Annotated in this window: 17 protein-coding genes and 2 pseudogenes; 9 read left to right on the top strand and 10 right to left on the bottom strand. The window is 53.5% G+C overall.

Annotation, left to right across the window (positions count from 1 at the left end):
- Nucleotides 1-229 precede the first annotated feature (229 nt).
- Nucleotides 230-707, bottom strand: a pseudogene (locus AC2FIC_RS07390) (IS6 family transposase); the annotation flags it as partial.
- A gap of 178 nt (nucleotides 708-885) precedes the next feature.
- Here AC2FIC_RS07390 and budA point away from each other — a divergent pair.
- Together budA and AC2FIC_RS07380 are read left to right on the top strand one after the other, a co-directional pair.
- A complete protein-coding gene (budA, locus tag AC2FIC_RS07385) occupies nucleotides 886-1,680 on the top strand; it encodes an acetolactate decarboxylase (RefSeq protein WP_496691420.1) in 795 nt (264 codons plus the stop codon).
- Between the two features lie 123 nt (nucleotides 1,681-1,803).
- Entirely contained in the window at nucleotides 1,804-3,456 is a 1,653-nt protein-coding gene (locus AC2FIC_RS07380) for an NAD-dependent malic enzyme (RefSeq protein ID WP_496691421.1), read from the top strand.
- A gap of 97 nt (nucleotides 3,457-3,553) precedes the next feature.
- Here AC2FIC_RS07380 and AC2FIC_RS07375 read toward each other — a convergent pair whose 3' ends face one another.
- Complete coding sequence (locus AC2FIC_RS07375; protein ID WP_496870096.1) at nucleotides 3,554-4,741, bottom strand: YbfB/YjiJ family MFS transporter; 1,188 nt, start codon at nucleotides 4,739-4,741, stop codon at nucleotides 3,554-3,556.
- Nucleotides 4,742-4,922: 181 nt separating this feature from the next.
- Between AC2FIC_RS07375 and AC2FIC_RS07370 the strand changes: the two are divergent.
- Nucleotides 4,923-5,129: pseudogene (locus tag AC2FIC_RS07370) on the top strand (cysteine hydrolase family protein); the annotation flags it as partial.
- A 900-nt stretch (nucleotides 5,130-6,029) separates the two neighbouring features.
- Here AC2FIC_RS07370 and AC2FIC_RS07365 read toward each other — a convergent pair.
- Nucleotides 6,030-7,334 carry a tetratricopeptide repeat protein gene (locus tag AC2FIC_RS07365; protein ID WP_496691423.1) on the bottom strand — a complete coding sequence of 435 codons (1,305 nt, stop codon included), beginning with the start codon at nucleotides 7,332-7,334 and terminating at the stop codon, nucleotides 6,030-6,032.
- A gap of 135 nt (nucleotides 7,335-7,469) precedes the next feature.
- Between AC2FIC_RS07365 and AC2FIC_RS07360 the strand changes: the two genes are divergently transcribed.
- From AC2FIC_RS07360 to AC2FIC_RS07340, 5 genes are all read left to right on the top strand, one after another.
- On the top strand, nucleotides 7,470-7,748 hold the full coding sequence (locus AC2FIC_RS07360) for a hypothetical protein (RefSeq protein WP_142639695.1): 279 nt from the start codon (nucleotides 7,470-7,472) through the stop codon (nucleotides 7,746-7,748).
- A 1-nt stretch (nucleotide 7,749) separates the two neighbouring features.
- A complete protein-coding gene (locus AC2FIC_RS07355; RefSeq protein ID WP_142639693.1) occupies nucleotides 7,750-9,387 on the top strand; it encodes a sulfatase-like hydrolase/transferase in 1,638 nt (545 codons plus the stop codon).
- 102 nt (nucleotides 9,388-9,489) lie between these two features.
- Complete coding sequence (locus AC2FIC_RS07350; RefSeq protein WP_496691424.1) at nucleotides 9,490-11,157, top strand: sulfatase-like hydrolase/transferase; 1,668 nt, start codon at nucleotides 9,490-9,492, stop codon at nucleotides 11,155-11,157.
- Between the two features lie 60 nt (nucleotides 11,158-11,217).
- Nucleotides 11,218-12,462, top strand: coding sequence for a DUF3179 domain-containing (seleno)protein (locus AC2FIC_RS07345; RefSeq protein WP_496691425.1), 1,245 nt, complete (start codon nucleotides 11,218-11,220; stop codon nucleotides 12,460-12,462).
- Nucleotides 12,463-12,532: 70 nt separating this feature from the next.
- Nucleotides 12,533-13,285, top strand: coding sequence for an outer membrane protein (locus AC2FIC_RS07340; protein ID WP_496870094.1), 753 nt, complete (start codon nucleotides 12,533-12,535; stop codon nucleotides 13,283-13,285).
- Between the two features lie 510 nt (nucleotides 13,286-13,795).
- Here the strand turns inward: AC2FIC_RS07340 and AC2FIC_RS07335 are convergent.
- The 5 genes from AC2FIC_RS07335 to AC2FIC_RS07315 are packed head-to-tail and all read right to left on the bottom strand — an operon-like array spanning nucleotide 13,796 to nucleotide 17,436.
- Entirely contained in the window at nucleotides 13,796-14,365 is a 570-nt protein-coding gene (locus AC2FIC_RS07335) for a TetR/AcrR family transcriptional regulator (protein ID WP_496691427.1), read from the bottom strand.
- 3 nt (nucleotides 14,366-14,368) lie between these two features.
- Nucleotides 14,369-15,427 carry a flavin monoamine oxidase family protein gene (locus AC2FIC_RS07330; RefSeq protein ID WP_496691428.1) on the bottom strand — a complete coding sequence of 353 codons (1,059 nt, stop codon included), beginning with the start codon at nucleotides 15,425-15,427 and terminating at the stop codon, nucleotides 14,369-14,371.
- Between the two features lie 3 nt (nucleotides 15,428-15,430).
- A complete protein-coding gene (locus AC2FIC_RS07325; protein WP_496691429.1) occupies nucleotides 15,431-16,114 on the bottom strand; it encodes an SDR family NAD(P)-dependent oxidoreductase in 684 nt (227 codons plus the stop codon).
- The gene (locus AC2FIC_RS07320) at nucleotides 16,114-16,782 is read right to left on the bottom strand and encodes a cupin domain-containing protein (RefSeq protein WP_496691430.1); all 669 of its coding nucleotides are present in this window, start codon (nucleotides 16,780-16,782) and stop codon (nucleotides 16,114-16,116) included. The genes AC2FIC_RS07325 and AC2FIC_RS07320 overlap by 1 nt, the downstream gene beginning before the upstream one ends.
- A 33-nt stretch (nucleotides 16,783-16,815) precedes the next feature.
- Nucleotides 16,816-17,436 (bottom strand): glutathione S-transferase family protein, encoded by a 621-nt coding sequence (locus tag AC2FIC_RS07315; RefSeq protein ID WP_085822351.1) that lies wholly within the window; start codon nucleotides 17,434-17,436, stop codon nucleotides 16,816-16,818.
- A gap of 356 nt (nucleotides 17,437-17,792) precedes the next feature.
- Between AC2FIC_RS07315 and AC2FIC_RS07310 the strand changes: the two genes are divergently transcribed.
- Entirely contained in the window at nucleotides 17,793-18,080 is a 288-nt protein-coding gene (locus AC2FIC_RS07310) for a DNA polymerase beta superfamily protein (RefSeq protein ID WP_496691431.1), read from the top strand.
- A gap of 188 nt (nucleotides 18,081-18,268) precedes the next feature.
- On the opposite strand, the gene AC2FIC_RS07305 is transcribed toward AC2FIC_RS07310, so the two are convergent.
- The gene (locus AC2FIC_RS07305; protein ID WP_496691432.1) at nucleotides 18,269-18,712 is read right to left on the bottom strand and encodes a YqfO family protein; all 444 of its coding nucleotides are present in this window, start codon (nucleotides 18,710-18,712) and stop codon (nucleotides 18,269-18,271) included.
- A gap of 80 nt (nucleotides 18,713-18,792) precedes the next feature.
- Nucleotides 18,793-19,497, bottom strand: coding sequence for an ArsR/SmtB family transcription factor (locus AC2FIC_RS07300; RefSeq protein ID WP_496691433.1), 705 nt, complete (start codon nucleotides 19,495-19,497; stop codon nucleotides 18,793-18,795).
- Between the last annotated feature and the right edge of the window lie 224 nt (nucleotides 19,498-19,721).

The following is a 19,721-nucleotide window of genomic DNA, read 5'->3' as shown; positions in this document are numbered from 1 at the left end:
GTAGGTCGTGGGCATCTTGAGCGTGTGATCTAAGCCCATCCGGCGTCATGTATTTCATCTTGTCAGCAAGCGGCCAGGAACGAAATTCAGCCTTCATTTCGTCGACATCTGCAGCAGGGCAGGGGAGCGCAAAAAGCGCCGCTAGGGCTATGTGTCAGATAGCGATAAAGCCGTGAGCGATCACCGCGCAGCAAAAAGGTTCCTGAGACGGAACGCAGATGGTGAGATCATGTCGATGGTGATCCGCGTGCGGCGCAAGATCGTAGATTGGCCTGAAATAGCTTCTCAACTTATCCGTGATCACGACACGGGGTTTGCCGAACTGCGAGATCAATCGCTTTTAAAACGCCTTGCCGCCTTGGCGTTTCGCTGTGGTTAGACAAGAATATCAAGGGTATTCCCATTCGCATCCACTGCCCGCCAGAGCCAGCATTTCCAACCGTTAATCGGTAAACAACTCCTTGTAAATGCCATTTGTCGGTCGCCTTTGGCCGGTCCCGCTTGATGCAGTCGGCGAAATGACGGCCAAAGCGGTAAACCCATTGCCGGGCAGTTTCCGGGCTGACGATTACACTGCGCTCAGCAAGCAAATACTCGACAGTGGCCGTGCTGTGGGCGAAACGGAGATAAGCCCATACGGCTTAGGCGATGATCTCGCAGGGAAAGTGAAAGCCCTTCCGGCGCGGCATTGTCCGTGGCGTTCTCATGATGATCGGTTATCCCGGCGCAATCCCACGATCATCTTTGTAATGCCCTATGAAGCTGTAAACTATCAAATAATCTCTTGTGTTGCCCGATCTCGAGAGGCACGCGATACTTGAAAGCAAGACAGTTTCGAATGGTCGAAAATGTATAGACGCCAGGCAGATAGATTGGTGAAACAGCATGCGACAAGATAAAGAGCTTACTTTTGCAACGGCTCTGGCTAGTCACTCCAGAGAACTGGGTTTCCAATCGGAAAGACATGCACATGAGTATTATCAGGCTTCGTTGCTGAGCGCAGTCATGCAGGGCGTTTACGACGGGACCGTTTCCATCGAACAGCTGCTGGAACATGGAAACTTCGGCCTGGGTACGTTCAATGCGCTCGACGGAGAAATGATCGTGTTGGATGGCGTTGCCTATCGCCTCGACGGGAATGGCAATGCTTCGGTCGCAAGCGATAAGGCTCTGACACCTTATGCTGCCGTCATCAATTTCGAACCAGCGGTTTATCGATCTTTGGACAGAGAAACACAAAAGGATGCTCTTGAGGCCCAGCTTGATGCTTTGGCAGAGGCAAGAAACCTGTTCTATGCCGTTCGATTTACCGGCAACATTAAACACATAAAATACAGAAACGTCCTACGGCAGGAGAAACCATACAAACCTCTGCTGGAGGTTGTAAATACGCAGGCTGAGTTTGAGCTGAACAACGTCGAGGGGACAATTCTGGGTTTTCGATGCCCGGATTATGCCGTCGGGATCGGCGTCCCGGGCTATCACTTACACTTTATTTCCAGCGATCTGAGCAAAGGAGGACACGTCCTGGATTACACTCTGACCAACGGTCGAATTGAAATTGATCATACGTCTTCTCTGCATCTTGAACTTCCAGAAACCAGATCATTTTCAGACGCTAATCTGTCTGCAGGCGCTTCGGCCGACAGCATCCTAAGTGCAGAGAGTAACAATACTTAGGCACTTCTATGCAAGATGGTTATATGCAACTGTGCTCTAAGTTCGTTGCAATTGTCGTCTTATAATGCTGACTTTACTGGACGTCGCGTGCAAACAGTGCGTGCCGATCCGAAAGCGTAACCTATGGTCGATTCCGGTCCTGTAAATTTACAATATTTGACAAACCCACTCCTGAACAAAGGTACTGCCTTTTCTCTACACGAACGAGAAAAGCTTGGATTGCTAGGTCTTCTTCCGCCACACATCGAAACGCTCGAAACCCAGGGAGATCGTGCCTATGCCGCCTTTGAGCGCGAAGAGACACCGCTGGACAAACATGTCTATCTGCGTGGCCTGCAGGATGACAACGAGGTTCTGTTCTACGCTCTGTTGGTGCGGCATCTGACCGAGATGATGCCGATAATTTACACACCCGTTGTGGGTGACGCCTGCAAGCAGTTCAGTGAAATCTATGATCACCCACGCGGATTTATCATTTCGTACCCTGAGCGTGACCGGATCGATGACATACTTGAGAACGCCATCCTGACCTCTGTCGAAGCCATTGTCGTTACCGACGGAGAGCGGATTTTGGGTTTGGGTGATCAGGGTGCGGGCGGTATGGGAATTCCGATCGGAAAGCTCTCGCTTTATACCGCTGCAGGCGGGATTAGCCCGTCTGTAACGCTCCCGGTGGTATTGGACGTCGGCACCAACAATCAGGAACGGCTGGAAGATCCCCTTTATATCGGCTGGCGTCATGAGCGCATGACCGGGGATGACTATTTCGAGTTCGTCGATCTTTTTGTGCAGGCGGTAATGCGCAAGTGGCCGGATGTGTTGCTGCAATTCGAGGATTTTGCACAGCAACATGCGGCACCCCTGCTTGCGCGGTATCGCGATCAGCTCTGTACATTCAATGATGATATCCAGGGCACGGCTGCGGTAACGGCGGGCACTTTGCTGGCTGCCTCAGATGTCACCGGCATTCCACTAAGGGACGCTACCATCGCGTTCCTCGGCGCCGGGTCAGCGGGAGTGGGTATCGCAGAACAATTAGTTCAACTCATGATCCGGCAAGGACTATCCGAAACCGAGGCGCGTGAGCGCGTCTACATGGTGGATCGGAATGGCCTGTTAACCGATGCGATGACAGATCTTCTGCCGTTCCAGAAGCAGGTTGTCCAACCCTTCAACAAAGTGAGGAACTGGTCCAATGGTGAAATTTCCCTGTTGGATGTGATTAATCAGGCCAAACCCAATATTTTGGTGGGTGTCAGCGGTCAGGCAGGCTTGTTCTCTGAAGAAATCATCCGTGCAATGGCGGCTCAGACTGATCATCCTGTCGTGTTGCCGCTTTCGAACCCGACATCGCGAATTGAGGCCGCGCCCGCAGATATTATCGACTGGTCAGGTGGCCTTGCAATAGTCGCCACCGGAAGCCCGTTTGATCCCGTTGTCTACAACGGCAAGACGCACTATGTCGCGCAATGCAATAATTCCTACATTTTCCCGGGTATGGGCTTGGGTGTGCTGGCGGCAGGAGCGCGCCGAGTCACTGATGGAATGTTCATGGCCGCCGCCGAGGCCTTGGCTGCATTATCGCCTGCGAAGTCCGATCGCACCGCAAGCCTGCTGCCCGATGTGGAGGACATTCGCCAGGTCAGCAAAGCTATTGCATTTGCCGTTGGTCAACAGGCGCAATCGGACGGGGTTGCGCATAAATCCTCAGAAAATGACCTGAAAGCGGCGATAGAGACGAAGTTCTGGATCCCGCACTATGAGGCAATGGCCTGAAGCAGACCCGCGCTGGAGTGACCAGAGCGCTATTCTTCGCGCAGTCAGAACCCACCTAGTCTGTTGTAGTGAATGAGCGCAGTTCGGAACAGGACGGTTACGCCACCGCACGCCCGAGTGGTTTTTGCATCGCAGCACAAAGGGCACCCACCAGCAGGACGGCAGAGGCCACTACAAGGCTATCTCCAATTTCTCCGGTTATGTCTCCGATGACGCCGGCTCCGATCGGTCCGAGTGTTTGTGAGATAGCGAAAACAACTGTAAAAAAGCTTACGGTTGCACCCCAATCCTGCTGATCCAGATTCTGGCGGACAAAGCTGGTGACAGCAGTGGGCGGCATAAAGACCGACAGCCCAAACACGAGCGCCGACATGATCAATCCATATCCGTTTGGAACAAGGATCGGCAGGGCTGAACCACAAGCGACGCCGGCTAAGATCAACGCCAATGGCGTCCCAGAAGCGAAGCGGGCTAATATCCCACGCCAAACAAATGGCGACGCCATAATGCTGAATCCAAGGATCATCCACGTTGCCGTGGTCAACAGGACACTGGAATGCTGCTCCTTCATCCAGACAGCGATGAAAGTTACGTAGACTATGTAACCCAACCCAAACAGCGCGTATCCGCCGAGTTCGCCTAACATCCTGCGCACCGGAGGAATGGAAGGAAGCGCTGCGTCGTGCTCGGCTTTGTTTAGCTTTGTGGACGCCCAAACGGAAAATGGACAAATGATCAGAGCTGCAATCCCAACTCCGATCCACGCCCAGTCCCAGTATTGCGGCCCGAAAACGTCCAGCATAGCCGGAAGGGTTGCACCACATAAGGCGATACCAAACCCACCGCCGCCGCCAAAGTACAAGGCGATAGCCAGTGCATTCCTTCGGGCGCAGTTCTGGAACAGAGATGCCGCCAGAACGCCGCCTGATACAAAGGAAAGAGCGCCGAACAACCCCACCAATGTACGACAAGCGGTTTGAAATACGAGGTCCTCATTTAACCCTGTCATTAACAGACACAGTGCGGTCGCCACAGTGCCGCCAGCAAACAACCGTGACGGCGAAATATGGCGGATCAGGAAAAGTGTTAGGATTGCACCCATTATGTAGCCAATCGAATTGGCGGTGTTTAGCCAACCAGATTGAGTGAGGTTCCAGCCGAGGCTACTTTTCATTGATGGTAGAATTAGGCCGTATGCAAAGCGGCCAAAGGCGTTGGATATGCTGACGCCAAGCGCAAGGCCCAGCAATATGAGCCAAGGGTTAGTAGTTTTTGCCGAAGTCATGAATATTCTTCCAGGTTGAACAACACCGTGCCCCATTGTGGGTGGCTGTGCAATCTCAACAGATCCTAGTCAGCCCCGTGCGGCTTAACCTGAGAAACAGCAGATTGAATATTCTCAACAAGCTGCCGCGCTGCTTTCGTCTACGCTATGTGAGTTCAACTGAGCAACGACCTGCCAGTTTGGATGGCCGGGTGTTGAGCTTGCTTCAGAGGTCGCTCGACTGCGAGACGACATTCTGCTTCGTCGCAATCGTCTGTCGGCTTTTCAGTCGACACCTCCGAGTTACCTGACTCCTGGTGAAACGCTGTACGTTTGTGGCATTTCGACGAGCATATGTGTGTCGTCGACGGCCATTGCGGGCGAATATATCGACAATATCTTACAATAGCACACCGCCATGACCGGGAACCGCTCGAGAAACGCAAACCTTGCGAATGCTGCGATCGGTCGTCAACGACCGCTTTGGGGAAGCTGCACTGCGGCGCTAACCAAGCTCACGAACGCCAGGTATGTGCCCGTCCGGGAATTCTGTTTGAGGTGGGGCAGGGGATAATGCTGCACCGGCTGTGACGGCCGCTCTGAGCCCAACGTCACGAATGCTGCGCTTTGCGCGAGCGTCCGCTTTTCACCGGTTGTCCAAGAAGCAGAACTACAGAAATACAAATCTTCCAACTGGCATCGCGATGTTGGATCGGCTACGGGACGGTTATGTGAGGATTCTCTTCCAAACTCTCTGTGGTGTATTGTGACTGCTTTGACAGTCGCACTCATAGCTGAGGGCTTTGCGCATCGGACAGCTCCCACGTCTACGCCCCCGGAACTCACCGCCTACATCGCAGCAGACGGGCAGTTGAGCGGCATCTGCAGAAATATAGATGGCGACAGCGCACCAGTGACCGTTGATTGCGAAGCTTGCCGCATCAGCAACACGTCCGTTCTGCTTCAAGACAGTTGTCCACGCTTCGTACAGACCACAGCAACGCGAACTTTCGAATTTATCGCCAAACGCGTTGCCGAGCGCAATGATCTCGATCCCGCGCGTTTGACCCGCGCCCTGCCTCACGCCTGATTTCATTACCTTTTATTGAAATCAAAGATGCCCGTATCCCGCTGGATGCGGCGCGATTGTGCTTGGAGGCCGCTAAATGACTATTACCGATACACCTGCGCAGTCCGGGGGCGGCGCAAACAAACTCTACTTCGCGGCATGGCGCTGGCATTTTTACGCTGGTCTTTATGTCATTCCAATCTGAGCAAATTGATTGTGACACATCCTACTGCTTGAGAATCAGGGTCTGATGGTTCCTGACCAACCCGCAGCCTTCATTGCACTGATCAGCTCTTGAACTGGCTGTGGGTCTACAAACACTCGAGCCTTCAGTGCTTCGAGAGGGAAGCTTGGCCAAGTGTCCGAAAATACTTTTGCAAGCCGCTGTGCCTCTGCTTGTTCTCCGTTCCTCCAGTGGGCTGCCATAAGGTAAGCTGCGGAAATTGGTCCGAACGGCCCACCACGCGATATTGTTTCATCAAACGTCCTGATTGCGGCAGCATAGTCTCCCGTATGGAACTGAGCCGCACCCAATGCATTGTCAAATACAAGTCCCCCTCCTTGTGGGGCCAGGACTCTATATCGCGCTGATTGAGACAAAACTCGTTCAAAATCAGATGTATAAAGGGAAATCAAGGCATCGAATTCAGCAACATGTGAATCATCGGGTGCCAAACCTACGGCCCGTTGGGATAATCGAACTGCGCTATCGTAATTGCCCACCCCAAATTCAAACCAGGCTCGCGCTGAAAGCGGCCATGCTGCATCCGGAGCCAATTCCAAAGCATAAGCACTATTCTTGTCGGCCGCGTGCAAAAACTCATCAGAACCTGGATCGCCAGATTTCATGATGGCGAACATGGTTTCGACCTGAGAAGCGCCAGCATACCCCCCGTAATAAAACGGATCTCGTTCAATTGCTGTTTGGAATATCAACAACGCAGGTTGAAGGCGTGCCAAATCTGTAACCGGAAAAATCAGATCCCGGCCAGCGTTGCTTAGGTTCATTGCTTCGACGCGGGCTGGCGACACGTCGTAGATCGCAGTTTTGCCAGTTATTGGAGCAACAGATTTCGAACCGCGGCCGATCAGAACACCGACTAGAATACCGGCTACTAGAAGTGAAAGCGAGATAACGACTGCGTAAGCCTGTCGCCTTCCGCGTAATGGTTGTCTGCTTCGATTGGAGCCCGGCAAAAACTCGGGTGCGTAACTTCCGACAGGCAATGAGATTACCAATTCGTCAGCGATCCCATTACTTTCATAATAAGCTTGGAGTTTTCGCCGAACACGTCCCGCATCCACGCGTACGACGCCTTCGCGTTTCAATAGCTCATCCGCGTCGTATCCATAAACATCCATCGCAATGGTTTTGGCGCGTATCTCGTTGGAACGACCCTCGAGCGATTCCATCACAACATAAGACAGAAAAGATCGCATGCGGGCGGACCCTTTGAATTCATCTGACTTCTGAACCCTATCCAACGCATCGCGCACCTGCTCGGCCGAGAACTGTTGAGTTTCATTCTGTTCCTGATCGTCCATGCTGACGGTCAAAGAACTATCCTTTCGCAATAAGGGTTTGTCGCCATGGTGCTACGGTAGCATGCGGCTTTATACGTTCAATACATATTCTGTTGGATGCATGCTTGGCAAACGAATGCCTGAAGGGCGCTGCCAATGACGGATGATGAGTTCTTTGAATCCCAATTTCCCGAAGCGGGTCGCCTGCTGCAGGACCTGCGGGCAAAAGACCAAGAGTTTGATCGAATTTGCCGCGACTACAAAGAGGTCTTCGCCGAACTGGCGGTGCCGCCAAGGTCGCAGTCTGTTCTTCAGATGCGCTATCTCGCCGATCTGGCAGAAAGCCTTTCGGACCTGCGCAGCAGTATTGACGGACGGTTGCAGGCGCATGGCCTTGATTCGGAATCGGTACGGAACAAAGATTTGGAGGTTTGACATGAGACTTAGATACATTTTGCCTGCGTTGTTGATTGGTGCCGGCTCCGCGCTTGCTCAGGAAACCCCGATTGTTCATGACGGCGAGTTCGAATTCCTTCGCGCGCAGTTTGGTGAGGCATGGGATGCGCAAGACGTTGAAGTCGACGCCAAGCTGACCGAAATTCGTGCGGCCAATGGCGGCAAGCCTCCTAATTTCCTCTACATCTTGATCGATGATGTAAGCTTTGGTCAGATGGGTGACCGCAAGATGAATTACGTCATGGGGATCGAGACACCCAGCATCAATCAGTTGGCTACCGAAGGCATGTCGCTGATGCGCATGTATACCGAACCCTCTTGTACTCCCACACGTACCGCCATGCTGACGGGGCGCCACCCAATACGCGCCGGTGTCGAAGAGGTCAAAGTGGCTTTGGTCGGAGAAGGTCTTCCGACCAGCGAAGTGACACTGCCGGAGATACTGAAACAAGTCGGCTACAATACGGCGCATATCGGCAAATGGCACCAAGGTGACATTGAGCAATCGTACCCACACAATCAGGGATTCGACTGGGCCGCATTTCCACTACACCAGCAAGTGCAGCTGAGCCTCATGATCCCCGAGGCAATGAGGTCCAACGCCATGCTCGGCTACGTGCCCGAGGGGCAGAACAATCAGTTCCTGCTGGATGAGCGCTTCAAGCCATATGGTCTTGTCACCGGTGTCGAGGCCGAAGCCGGTGGGCCCGCCCTGGAAGTAGACATGTCAGCCGGTGAGGTTTGGACGCAGGCCAAATATGAAGAGATGAACGAACGATATCAACGGCAGGCGCTGGAGCAACTCGAACGTGTAGCCTCCGAGGATGCGCCGTTCTTCTTACAATACTGGCCGCTGTACCCGTTGAACTTCGTCTACCCGGATCAGGCAATTTCACGAAATGGCGGGTTTCATGCCGACAAGCTGCAACTGCTTGATGGATGGATTGGAGATCTCTTGGCCAAGCTTGAAGAAACCGGCACGGCAGACAACACAATTGTTGTTCTGATGGCAGATAATGGTCTGATGTATCACTATGAAGGCTCATCCGGCCTGAACCAACTAATCTATCGCGGAGGCAAAACTCAGCATCTTGAAGGCGGAGTAAGAACCGATGCGTTCATTCGCTGGCCCGGTGTGATCGAACCCAACACTGCAGCTGGCGACATCGTTCATGTTTCAGATATCTTCACCACAATGGCGCGAATTGCCGGAGCCACCGCCTTTATCCCAAGGGACCGTGTGATAGACGGCATTGACCAGACGGCGTTACTGTTGAACGGCGAGGGGAACGGTCGGCGTGACTATGTCTATGTCTACGAAGGCCCTGTCTTGCGCTCGGTCGTTAAACAAGAATTCAAGATGCACCTTCCTGCCCCTGGTCAACCCGGCGCGGCTGCTCCAACCTATAACATCTATCGGGACCCTCGTGAGGAACACCCGTTGGTTGGCTACTCGCTTTGGGCCGGTGCATCTTTTCAGGATATGATAAAGCGCCACCAGAAGATGATCGCCAAATATCCACATTCAGAGATCGGCAAAGGTACCCCCTATGAGGGCATCGAAAACCTGCGTCCGGAAACTGAACTGACCCGTGATGTATTCATGAGCTGGCAGTGACGTCGCAAATTTAAATAAATATCTGAATATAACGATGTTACAATTGGTTAACGCATCAAAGATCAAACACCGAAGCTCGGCTTCAAACCTGGGGGAGACGGAATGAAACTACAATGGCTTCTGGTTTTTTGTGCAGGCGTTACGGCACCACCTTTGCAAGCGCAGGAAGACCCAATTCAACACGATGCCGAATTCTATATTCTGCAGGCACAACATGCAGAACAATGGGCACAGGATGATACCGCTGTTGATGATGCTCTGGCCGCTTTTCGTGACGGTAACAATGGGCAGCCCCCAAACATAGTCAGCGTTCTGATCGACGATATGGGCTTCGGCGACATGGGCATCCCCGAGCTAAACGCTGTGCGAGGTTATGAAACGCCGAATATCAACGACTTTTCCGATCAGGCGATGCGAATGGTGCGCATGTATACTGAACCTTCGTGCACGCCGACCCGCGTGGCACAAATGACCGGGCGGTTGCCCGTACGCATGGGTATGGGCGACACAACGGTGGACATTGCCGGGTTTGGCTTACCGGAAAACGAGGTCACCTTGGCCGAAATTCTGAAACAGGCGGGTTATGCGACCAGCCATGTCGGCAAATGGCACATGGGCGATATCGCCGAAAGCTGGGCGATGAATCAGGGTTTTGACTATGCCCAGCACGCCATCCACCAACAGGGCCAGCTGACGATCTTCAATGATGATGCGATCAAAGAACAGGTCTCGGTCGCGATCCGTGACTATGACGACAAATATACGCTGGACGGCTGGTTCCGGCCGGACTCTGCCGCGATGATGACAGTCATCGAAGGGGAAACCGGCGGGCCCATCCGCGAAATTCGCATGGAAACCGGCGAACGCTGGAACGCTGCGAAGTACGATGAGATGAACCAGGGGTTTCAGGACAAGACGATGGAAGAATTGGATCGCCTAGCAAGTGGTGAAGACCCGTTTTTCTTACAATACTGGCCGATGATCCCGCTGGACAACACCCGTGCCGGGCGGTCGGGGCCAGAGAGCGTTAATGGTGGCCTGTATGTGGACAAAATGCAGTTGCTCGATCAGTGGTTGGGCGACTTGTTCGCGCGGCTGGAAGAGTTGGGCTTGACGGAAAACACTGTGGTTGTGGTCATGGGTGACAATGGCCATTTCACCAAATACGCGCCGCAATCCGGGTTCACCCCGCTGATCTATGCTGGCGGCAAAGGTGACACGACTGAAGGCGGTATACGAGTTGACGCCTTCATTCGCTGGCCCGGTATGATCGAGGCTGACGGGTTGCTTAACAGCATCATCCATGTCTCGGACCTCTATACCACTTTGTCGCGCTTTGCCGGAGCAGATCAGTATATTCCGCGGGATCGCCTTGTAGATGGGGTGGACCAGTCGGCCGCCTTGTTGTTCACCGATGAAACCAAATCTCGCCGCGATCACGTCATCGTCTATTCGGTGAACAAGCCCGAGGCGGTCGTGAAAGACCAGCTAAAGCTGAAACTGCCGGGACCAGGCGAAAGCGCCATTCTTGCAAAGTTCTTTGATCTCTATCGGGACACGCGCGAAGAATACTCGGTCTCGACCGAGGTTGGCGCCTGGGGAGGGCAGGAATTCGCTCGGATTCTGGGCCGCCACATGGCCCGCAAAGAGAAATTCCCCGATACCGCGCCCGCCTATGGCGTGCCCTATGAAGGGATCGAGAACATCCGCCCCGAAACCCAACAGGCAGTTGAGGCTTTCATGATCAAGCGCGCGTCACCACAGAAGTAAGCCTAATCCTTCGCAATAAACCTGTGAAGGACTGTGTTAATCAAGGTCGAGGGTCACAGCATGTTTGGTAGCATAATATTCGCACTGGGATTGATTGTGTCTCTCGGCATCGGGTTTGTCTATTTTCGCGATCTGGGCGACGTCTCTCAAATGCTGCTGAAGGTAAAGCGCGAGAATATGGTGCGCTTTATCCGCAATGAATATCGCCTGATCGGTATCGGACTTGGCGGGTTTGCAGCGGCAACACTTGCGCATTTCCTTTTGGGCGGTGGCCCTTTCTGGCTTTGGCTCATAGCGGCTGTGCTTACTCTTCTTCTTTATGGGTTTCCCTACGTTTGGGTGCATTTGGGTCTAAGGAACCAGCTCAATGACGCACAGTACTTTCCAATTGAAGAAGCCCGCAAATATGTCGGACCAACTGCGCCTGTCATAGTCATCGAAAACAACGGCCAAGCGCGCGCGCACCCGGATGCGCAGATTATGCGCCCTCATCTGGCCGGGAATGTAGATGGCTTGGGTGGCGAAGACGTGGTCATGACCTACTGCGCTATGGCCAATCTGGGTCAGGGTTACATTCCGCGAATAGAAGGACGACGGTTGAATCTCGAGGTTTTGGCCCAGCATGGCAATAACCTAATCCTGCGCGATAACGACACGGGCGAGCCGATCCAGCACATCTATGGTTTCCGCGAGGCGGACCGCGACCCTAACTCCGACGGTCCTGCCTGCCCCCTTCGACCCGAAGCGCAAATGGAGCCCTGGCCAACCTTTCGAATGACGTTCCGCGGGTTTCAGAAGGCCTATCCTGACGGTGAGGTATTTCTGAACAAGCCATCCCCGAACCCATTTTTGCGCCTGCTGGATATGATGACCGAGATCACGTTTGGCTGGGGCATCGGACGCCAGCATCAGGAAGACGCGCCTGTGATGGACAACATGGATCGTTCAGACGATCGGTTACCAAATAAAACCTACGTTTGGGGAATTACGATCGGTAAGGATGCGGTTTGCTGGACTGATGATTTCATCGTCGAGAACGAGTGGATCGTGAATGCCAATGTCGGCGGACGAGATGTCGTGGTCAGCCTGGATCCAAAGTATGAAAGCCTAGGCGTTTGGTACAACGACTTTGGTCAACCTGTGAGCCATTGCGATTTTTGGGGCCATTCAGATCAGGGTCAGCTAAAACGTGTCGAAACCCTGCGCGCAGGCGCATTCTGGCATGTCTGGTCCGAGTTCTTCCCGAACACAGATATTAATCGTGTCGGCAGCGTTTCCATGGCAACCGAAGGAGCTGTAGAATGAGGCCCATGGCCAAACAACCACAAACCAAAGACCATTTATTCAAACTTGATTGTTTGACGGGAGGGACAGAATGATTTCGTCAATTTGGGTGAAAAGCTGCGCTTGCGGAGTAGCTTTTTTTGCATCTGTGGCCACAGTGGCTTCGGCTCAACAATCCGATTGGTCATATGAGGCCACAATCTACCTGTTCATGCCGGAAACAGAGACTACATTGGACACACCTTTGGGCACTCTGGACGGTACGCTCAGCTTTTCGGATGCGTTGGAAAACCTCGATTTTGCCTTTATGAGTGCGTTCTCGGCCACCAACGGACGTTGGCTGATACTTGCAGATTACAACTACACAGACTTATCGTTCAGTAACAGCGCTCCTGGACCTGTCGGCTCGGGTCTGGAGACATCATTTACCACACAATACCTGAGTGGCTATGTTGGCTACAGAGTGTATGAAGCGCCAACTATCACCGTTGACGTCGCCGGGGGTTTCCGGTGGTTCAGCACCGAAACGGAATTTACCCTTCTACCCGGCGCGGCACCGGGGCGCACAACAACGGCAGACGATAGCTGGACCGACCCTGTCATCGGCGCCAGAGCACGGGTACAGTTCTCGGACAAGTGGTCGGGCTCCGGTTTTGTCGACTACGGAGGCTTCCGCAGCGACAGTGAAACCTGGCAGATTCTGCTGACGGCAGATTACGCAATCAACGACAGGTGGCTGATCCGCGGTGGCTATCGCTATATCTCATTCGATCATGAAATCGACGGCAACGATTTTACATTTGATCAGTCGGGGCCTGTGCTAGGCGCAACTTATCGGTTCTAAAATTCTTTGTTGGCGAACCCGAGACAAGGTTGTGATGTTACGAACGTCGTTTGATTGGCGCGATTCAATTGTAAAAAGGTTTAGAGAATCAAATTCGCATGTGCCCTCAGATTTGTTTTCGTGCCTGGCCCCAGATCTTGACCTCCGGCATCGATAGCTGGATGGAGTTTGTTGTAGCCTTAGAAAGGCTAGCAATGAATGAGACAAGTCTGAGGTAGCGATGCCACTTTCGACCGCGGAGTGAGAATTCACCTAGGCTAGCTTTCGCAATCGCAGCGAATGTCTGAAATGCGGGTTGTTAACGCAATATTTCAAAGGGCTGATGGATGTCGGCTAAGGGCCGTTCAAATCGATGGCGAGTGGTTCTTGAACCGAAATGCTGCGCTGCACCCAAGGTCTTGAAAGAGCCCAAAACGACCAATGCTGCAGAGCGCAGCAATGTCTGTTTTTGAACGTGCTCAAGTCCTAACGGACAAAAGCCAGCGTCAGGACGAAGGGTTGCGCATTGGTTTATTGAACCAATCGCTTGGACAAAATCTGGACTGCCGCTTCAAACCTTTGCGGGTCCTGTGCCACTCGGGCTGCCAGTTGTGCGCCCTCGAGCAAAGGCATTGTTGCGGCGGCTTCTGCTGCCGGATCGGCAACATGTAGGATCGTTCCATCGCCCTGACCCAGTGAAAATACCCTCGCAAGCCATTCGGTCATCATTGTGCGAAAACGGTTCATCTCGGCAATCGTGTCTGCTGATAGATTTTCTGTACTGGTCGAAAAAGACACGCACAGGCACAAGCTTTGACCACCTTCAAGTGCGCCACGATACCGCTTGATCAAAGCGGCCAAGCGCGTCGCCCCTGTTGCATGGTCTTGATCAATCTCGCCACAGGCGGTTTCCAAATCTGAATAATACCGCTGCATCAGCGCGACGGCCAAAGCTGCCTTGCTGGCGAAATGATGGTGAATGCTGGCCTTTGTGATTCCGACGTCGGCGGCCAGGTCGGCATAGCTGAACCCATCAAAGCCACGCCTGCGCGCGGCCCGTTCAGCCGAATTGAGCAGAGTTGTCTTGGTGTCGGTCGCCATGTGTTATCCAAGATTTTGGGCGTTTAGGCTGTGTAGGACATTCTCTGCCGCTTCCAAAGCACCTTCGATATAGCCGCCGAAAACCGGGGCGACCTCTGTTCCTGCGAAATGCAGCTTTCCGTTCCACAGATTGCTCATCGCCTTCGGTAGACCGTATGTCGGATGGGCATATAGCGGTGCCTTATCCGCCTCAGTTGCAGTGTAGGGATCAATGGCCCAGTCTTTCAAGTAGAGCTTTTGGGGCTCGGCGGCTTCAGGCCCGAACAACCGTGTTAATTGAGCGTGCAGGTGCTGACGCAGCAGTTGTTCGTCCGCGCGACCTTGGGGCGGTACACCGATGAAGCCAAATAGCGCGTATGGTCCGCCCTCAGGGGGGGATGCATCATGGATTTCGACCATCGGTCCTTTCCGGCTCATTGCATCACCGGACAGTCCTTGTTTGCGCCAGAATGGTTTGTCGTACACCGCAACAGCCTTGGCCTGACCGGCCATCCATGTCGCGATGCCTTTCATGGTTTGGGCGGCTTCGACAGACAATGCGGGCGAAAACGCGATTTCGGCCGCAACACGTGGGGGCACAGCGAGGACAGCTTGATCCGCGTGGATCTGTTCGCCCTTTGCCGTTGTTGCAATGAATTGATCGCCGGACATGTCAAGGCTAACAACCGGCGCGTTTAGCTGTTTGCGATGATCCGGTAGGCAGTTGGCCAATGCGTCTGTCAGAGCAGCCAACCCTCCCTTTAGCCGCCATGACCCTTCCATTGATGAAAAACCCTGCCCGCGTTGCACGTTGCCATGTTCATCCTCAAAGGTCTGAGCGCCATCGGCGAATTGGTCGAACTTTGTCAGACCAAACCGATCAATCAGAGCTGCAATACGTGGCTGGCCCGGCCAGAACCAGGCAGGCCCCATGTCAAAGTAGCCTGCCTCCAGATGCTGCGTCATGATTCGCCCGCCAAACCGCGGGCGGGCCTCAATCAGCATATAGTCGCGCCCTTGCGCCTCAAGACGTTCGGCTAAGACAAGCCCTGACAACCCGCCGCCGACAATCAGCGTTTGCATGCGCTAGAACCCTTCGGATGCCGGACGCAGATCAAGCTCGTGCGTCCATGTGGATTTGGGTTGGTGGGCGAGGCCCCAGTAGGCCTCTGCGATGTCCTCGGGCTTCATCATCTTGCCCGGATCTAGGTTGTGCAGGTCCCGAGATCGCGCTGTATCAATGATACCGTCCAGAATCGCGTGGCAGACATGAACACCTGCTGGTTGATACTCCCGTGCAAGCGATTGCGTCAGGCCGCGCAAGGCGAATTTTGCGCTGGCAAAGGCCGAGAATCTTGTACCACCCCGCAAGGACGCTGTGGCGCCAGATACAATGAACGTACCACCGCCAGCGCGGACCATCGGTTGCAGTGTCGATTGGGCAAGCAAAATGGCAGACTGCACCATGGATCCCCACGTGCGTTGATAATCAGCAAGCCGGGTTTCTGCGAAAGGCGCGATGATCAGTTCGCTCGTGTTGTGGATCACAACCTTAGGCGGGCCATGTTCTGCAATAACCTGTGCCAGGATGCTGGGAACGGCACTCTCGTCCGTCAGGTCCATCTCAAAGAACTGGCCAATCACCGTTTCAGGTTGCGTGCGTCCCAAGCCAACGGCAGCAAAGCCATCTTTTGTGAAACGGGACAACAGGGACTTACCAAGGCCAGCCCCCGCGCCGGCCACAAGGACCAAAGGTTTTTCAACACTCATCAGACGGCAGGCGGTTTGGCGTGGGATAAATGACCCGTCTTGATCCACAGCTTTGCCCCATCAGGGCCAGCCGTTGCAGACAGTTGATCGCCTTCCGGCAGTCGCAGCCATGCTCCTTTTTCAAGCGTATCGCTGCCTTCGGTGACGGAACCGGCAATAACCAGCATTTCGATCCCACCCACATCGGTATTTTCCAGTGTCGCGCCTGCATCAAGGTGGCTGTAGGTAACTGTTTCACGCGCATCACGGTGTAGTTCAGCCGTTGCGACACCATCCACAGGATCGGTCAGTTCTTCGGCCATGGTTTTGCGAAACTGATTGCGGTCGGCCATGTCGAACTGCCACAGCTTTACAAAGATCGTGCAGCCCGGCTCTGACCCCGGCGTATGTGCAGTGGTGGGAGGATTGCGCACATATGTCCCTTCGGGGAAGTCGCCATGTTCGTCCTGAAATACACCATCAAGCACGATGAATTCTTCGCCACCTGTATGGGTGTGTTCCGAAAATTTGCTGCCCGGCGCATAGCGCACAATCGTCGTGGCACGGGCAACTTCGCCGCCGATGCGGTCCAGCATACGCCGATCCACACCGGGCATAGGCGAAGCGTTCCACTCAAGCTGTTCAGAGTGAACAACCACGCGTGTTTTAAAGTCTGCGTTCAGTTCCATGTTTTTCCTTTCGGCTTGAGTGGTATCGCGTCTTTAACCTGCGATGCTGGGCCGTGCCGAGACCTTTGCCCGCCATGCCGTCAGATTGGAGAGTGTTTCTGGAATGTCGACCTTGGCAAAGTCCGCAAAGGCAAGACCGGCAAACGCCGTGATATCAGCAACCGAAAACTCAGAACCTGCCAGATATTCATTGTCAGCCAGAACTTCATCCAAGTAAGCCATTGTCTGACCAGCAACTTGCTTTTGCTTGTTACCCCATTCAGCACATTGATAGGTCTCAAGGTCTGGACCAAGACCTGGTGTGGCATGGTGAAAGTAGGTTCCCACAGCATTCAGCAGACCATTTTCTGCACGCAGGTTCATCATCGAAATTTGCGCACGTTGTTTTGGTGTCTCTCCGGTCAGCGACGGGCCTTCGAAATGATTGTCGATATATTCTGTAATCGCATTGCACTGCGAAATATGTGTACCGTCCGCCAGCTCAAGGCAGGGCACAACGGCATCGGGGTTCTTGGCTTTGAAGGCCTCGGTGCGATGTTCGCCACCCATCACGTCAACCGGAACGAATTGGACCTGGTCTGTTGCGCCTTTTTCAGCAAGCGCAATGCGCACACGTGCGGGGTTTGGGAAACCCTCAGTATCATAGATTTTCATGTTGTCTCTCCTTGCGAACAGACATCAACCTACTAGTAGGTAGATATCTTGGGCAAGATGTACTTTGGTCGTCGCGATCACAAGGTTGTTACGATGATAAGTTCAGCAGCGTCTGGGTTTGATGCCAGCTTCCTTCGAGCGGTCATTTGTGTCGTCCTAAAGAATGACAATAAAGTCCCGCTATGTGTGAGTTCGAGCAGCGCCAAAGTTTGCACTTGCAGCGAATGACCGGAATGCGGGCTGCGACCGCAGAATGCCAGCAGGGTGCCGAATGTCTCTTATGGGCCGAACCAAGAGTTTTCTAGGTCTGCTAGAATGCCCCCTGAGACGCATACGAAAAACCTACGGTACCCGATATGTCGCCGCCGATGAACCTGCATGAGCTCATTAAAGATCAGGACCTGGCACCTGACCTCATTGGGCATATTGATAGACTTTTGGTGTTAAAAAGCAAAACCAAGGAAATGGGCCGTGGACAACGCATAGCGATCCTTGACGATTTAATACACGATCAAATGGCGTGGGCAGCCGTGGTGAAAAAGAACGAAGATCGCCTCGACCTCATGGCCGAGGGTAATAACTTGCTGCGGTACATCGTTAGGGAAAATGCCACGGCCAGAATTGCCATTATCGAAGGCATGTGACAGCAGATCGGGCATTCAACGAGAGACCGGTGCATATAACACCCGAACCGCGATGTGCAGGAGCTTTCCGCTATTGCCTTGTTTCCAGGAAATCAAAACCGGACCCTAGTACAGCGTGCGGCGAAGGTTCCAAAGGAGCCCTTCCTACTTATTCGTTGGGGTTCGGAGATTGCTGGGTTCAACCTCACTTACCAGTGCTCTTTTGGCACCCAATCTTCGGTCTCGTTGTTCCAGAACCTGTTAGGATTGTCCTCGTCCATTCCCCGGATATGAAGCGTCCGCATGCACGGTTCTACGAAGATCACCGGCTCTTCGTAGGGGTGTGATGAATAGATGTTTCTTAGAACCTGCACGGTTTTGGCTTCGTTACTGTCCAGAAAGAATGACAGTTCCACACAGGGTACCTCGACAACCTTTGAGGTTGCCATGTTGCGCCCACTCCCAAGGGATCTGAATTGTTGCATTCCCGGCGCGGTCTGATAGGTGACGCAATCGTAGTCGCCATATTTCAGAACGTCATCGACCAGAACCGCGTCAATGATCTTTTGCGCATGTGTATCTGGCACCTGGACAACGATCCGCAGACCGTTTTCGGGAACGAACCTGTCATTTTCGAGTTTGGGCAATGTCATGTTTATCTCCAGCAGCTTCTGCCGAAATAGCTCGTATTGGCGATGCTGTGGAAAATGACGGTTCGTTATCGGCCGAACTGTCAATTGTCGTCCGAGCCGTCCAGAGTCTTTTTGCTCAGGCCAAACCAGCGTTCGAGCGCATCGAACCCGTCGTCGGAAATGGTAAGAGCGCGACTACCGGTCCTGCGCTCCAGCCAGTTCGCTGTCAGTGACTTCTGCATGATCGCTGTGGCCAGCGGGCCGGAAATGTGGTGCCGACGCTCTGTCCAGTCAAGGCAGAGTTTTGCCGGAGGTTTCCCCGATGAAACAGGTGGCGGCTCGATCCCGATATCATCGAGGAAATCCTGATAGCGAGGTCCGGATGTCAAAGCGTCATCTTTGAGATTCAGCACATTAAGGGCAACAAGGCGCTTCGTCATCAGGACGCCGAGCTTACCAGCGATATGATTGTAGCAACTGCGTGCGCGTTGTGTGTCTGTCGCGATCCGGCCGGGCCGAGACAGGTGGTCGGTCGGTGACAGGGTAGCCAATCCTTCCAGCATCTGGGCAACGTCAGCGCTTGCCACCCAGTGATAAACATGCCGACCGCTTCGCAAAGAAGCGGTCAGACCGGCAATTTCGAGTTGCTTCAAATGGGCACTCGCGGTCTGCGGGCTTATCTTGGCCGCACAAGCCAGCTCTTTGTTGGTGAATGCGCGCCCGTCCATCAGTTCGCACAGTATGCGGGATCGGCTGGGATCGGCGAGCGCGGCCCCGATTATATCCAGTCTCGGTTCGATTGCCATGCAAGACAGATTAAAGACAGAAAATGAATGCAGCCAGTAATAACTGTTCGATGGCGAACGAAATGAGCTTTAAAGCGGACGCTGATCATGTGTCTGTGTTTGTCCCGCTAGAGAGCCACTGGCATTAGTCCCACTGAATCGCCACTACTCAACCAGAGATCGCTTCACATAACACCGGTTCAGCGATGTTCGCAGTTTGTTAAAGCGCAGCGATTCAGCCGAAG

The sequence above is a fragment of the Ruegeria sp. CDSC079 genome (assembly GCF_059610505.1).
The sequence above is the reverse complement of the archived record's forward strand: the minus strand, read 5'-3'. Positions and strand labels throughout refer to the sequence as shown.

What these genes read in the sequence shown, in the direction of transcription:
- AC2FIC_RS07380 (WP_496691421.1), top strand. Translation starts at nt 1,804, where the DNA reads ATGGTCGATTCCGGTCCTGTAAATTTACAATATTTGACAAACCCACTC.
- AC2FIC_RS07330 (WP_496691428.1), bottom strand. Translation starts at nt 15,427, where the DNA reads ATGCAAACGCTGATTGTCGGCGGCGGGTTGTCAGGGCTTGTCTTAGCC.
- AC2FIC_RS07375 (WP_496870096.1), bottom strand. Translation starts at nt 4,741, where the DNA reads ATGACTTCGGCAAAAACTACTAACCCTTGGCTCATATTGCTGGGCCTT.
- AC2FIC_RS07300 (WP_496691433.1), bottom strand. Translation starts at nt 19,497, where the DNA reads ATGGCAATCGAACCGAGACTGGATATAATCGGGGCCGCGCTCGCCGAT.
- AC2FIC_RS07360 (WP_142639695.1), top strand. Translation starts at nt 7,470, where the DNA reads ATGACGGATGATGAGTTCTTTGAATCCCAATTTCCCGAAGCGGGTCGC.
- AC2FIC_RS07325 (WP_496691429.1), bottom strand. Translation starts at nt 16,114, where the DNA reads ATGAGTGTTGAAAAACCTTTGGTCCTTGTGGCCGGCGCGGGGGCTGGC.
- AC2FIC_RS07340 (WP_496870094.1), top strand. Translation starts at nt 12,533, where the DNA reads ATGATTTCGTCAATTTGGGTGAAAAGCTGCGCTTGCGGAGTAGCTTTT.
- AC2FIC_RS07345 (WP_496691425.1), top strand. Translation starts at nt 11,218, where the DNA reads ATGTTTGGTAGCATAATATTCGCACTGGGATTGATTGTGTCTCTCGGC.
- AC2FIC_RS07365 (WP_496691423.1), bottom strand. Translation starts at nt 7,334, where the DNA reads ATGGACGATCAGGAACAGAATGAAACTCAACAGTTCTCGGCCGAGCAG.
- AC2FIC_RS07310 (WP_496691431.1), top strand. Translation starts at nt 17,793, where the DNA reads ATGTCGCCGCCGATGAACCTGCATGAGCTCATTAAAGATCAGGACCTG.
- AC2FIC_RS07350 (WP_496691424.1), top strand. Translation starts at nt 9,490, where the DNA reads ATGAAACTACAATGGCTTCTGGTTTTTTGTGCAGGCGTTACGGCACCA.
- budA (WP_496691420.1), top strand. Translation starts at nt 886, where the DNA reads ATGCGACAAGATAAAGAGCTTACTTTTGCAACGGCTCTGGCTAGTCAC.
- AC2FIC_RS07320 (WP_496691430.1), bottom strand. Translation starts at nt 16,782, where the DNA reads ATGGAACTGAACGCAGACTTTAAAACACGCGTGGTTGTTCACTCTGAA.
- AC2FIC_RS07355 (WP_142639693.1), top strand. Translation starts at nt 7,750, where the DNA reads ATGAGACTTAGATACATTTTGCCTGCGTTGTTGATTGGTGCCGGCTCC.
- AC2FIC_RS07315 (WP_085822351.1), bottom strand. Translation starts at nt 17,436, where the DNA reads ATGAAAATCTATGATACTGAGGGTTTCCCAAACCCCGCACGTGTGCGC.
- AC2FIC_RS07335 (WP_496691427.1), bottom strand. Translation starts at nt 14,365, where the DNA reads ATGGCGACCGACACCAAGACAACTCTGCTCAATTCGGCTGAACGGGCC.
- AC2FIC_RS07305 (WP_496691432.1), bottom strand. Translation starts at nt 18,712, where the DNA reads ATGACATTGCCCAAACTCGAAAATGACAGGTTCGTTCCCGAAAACGGT.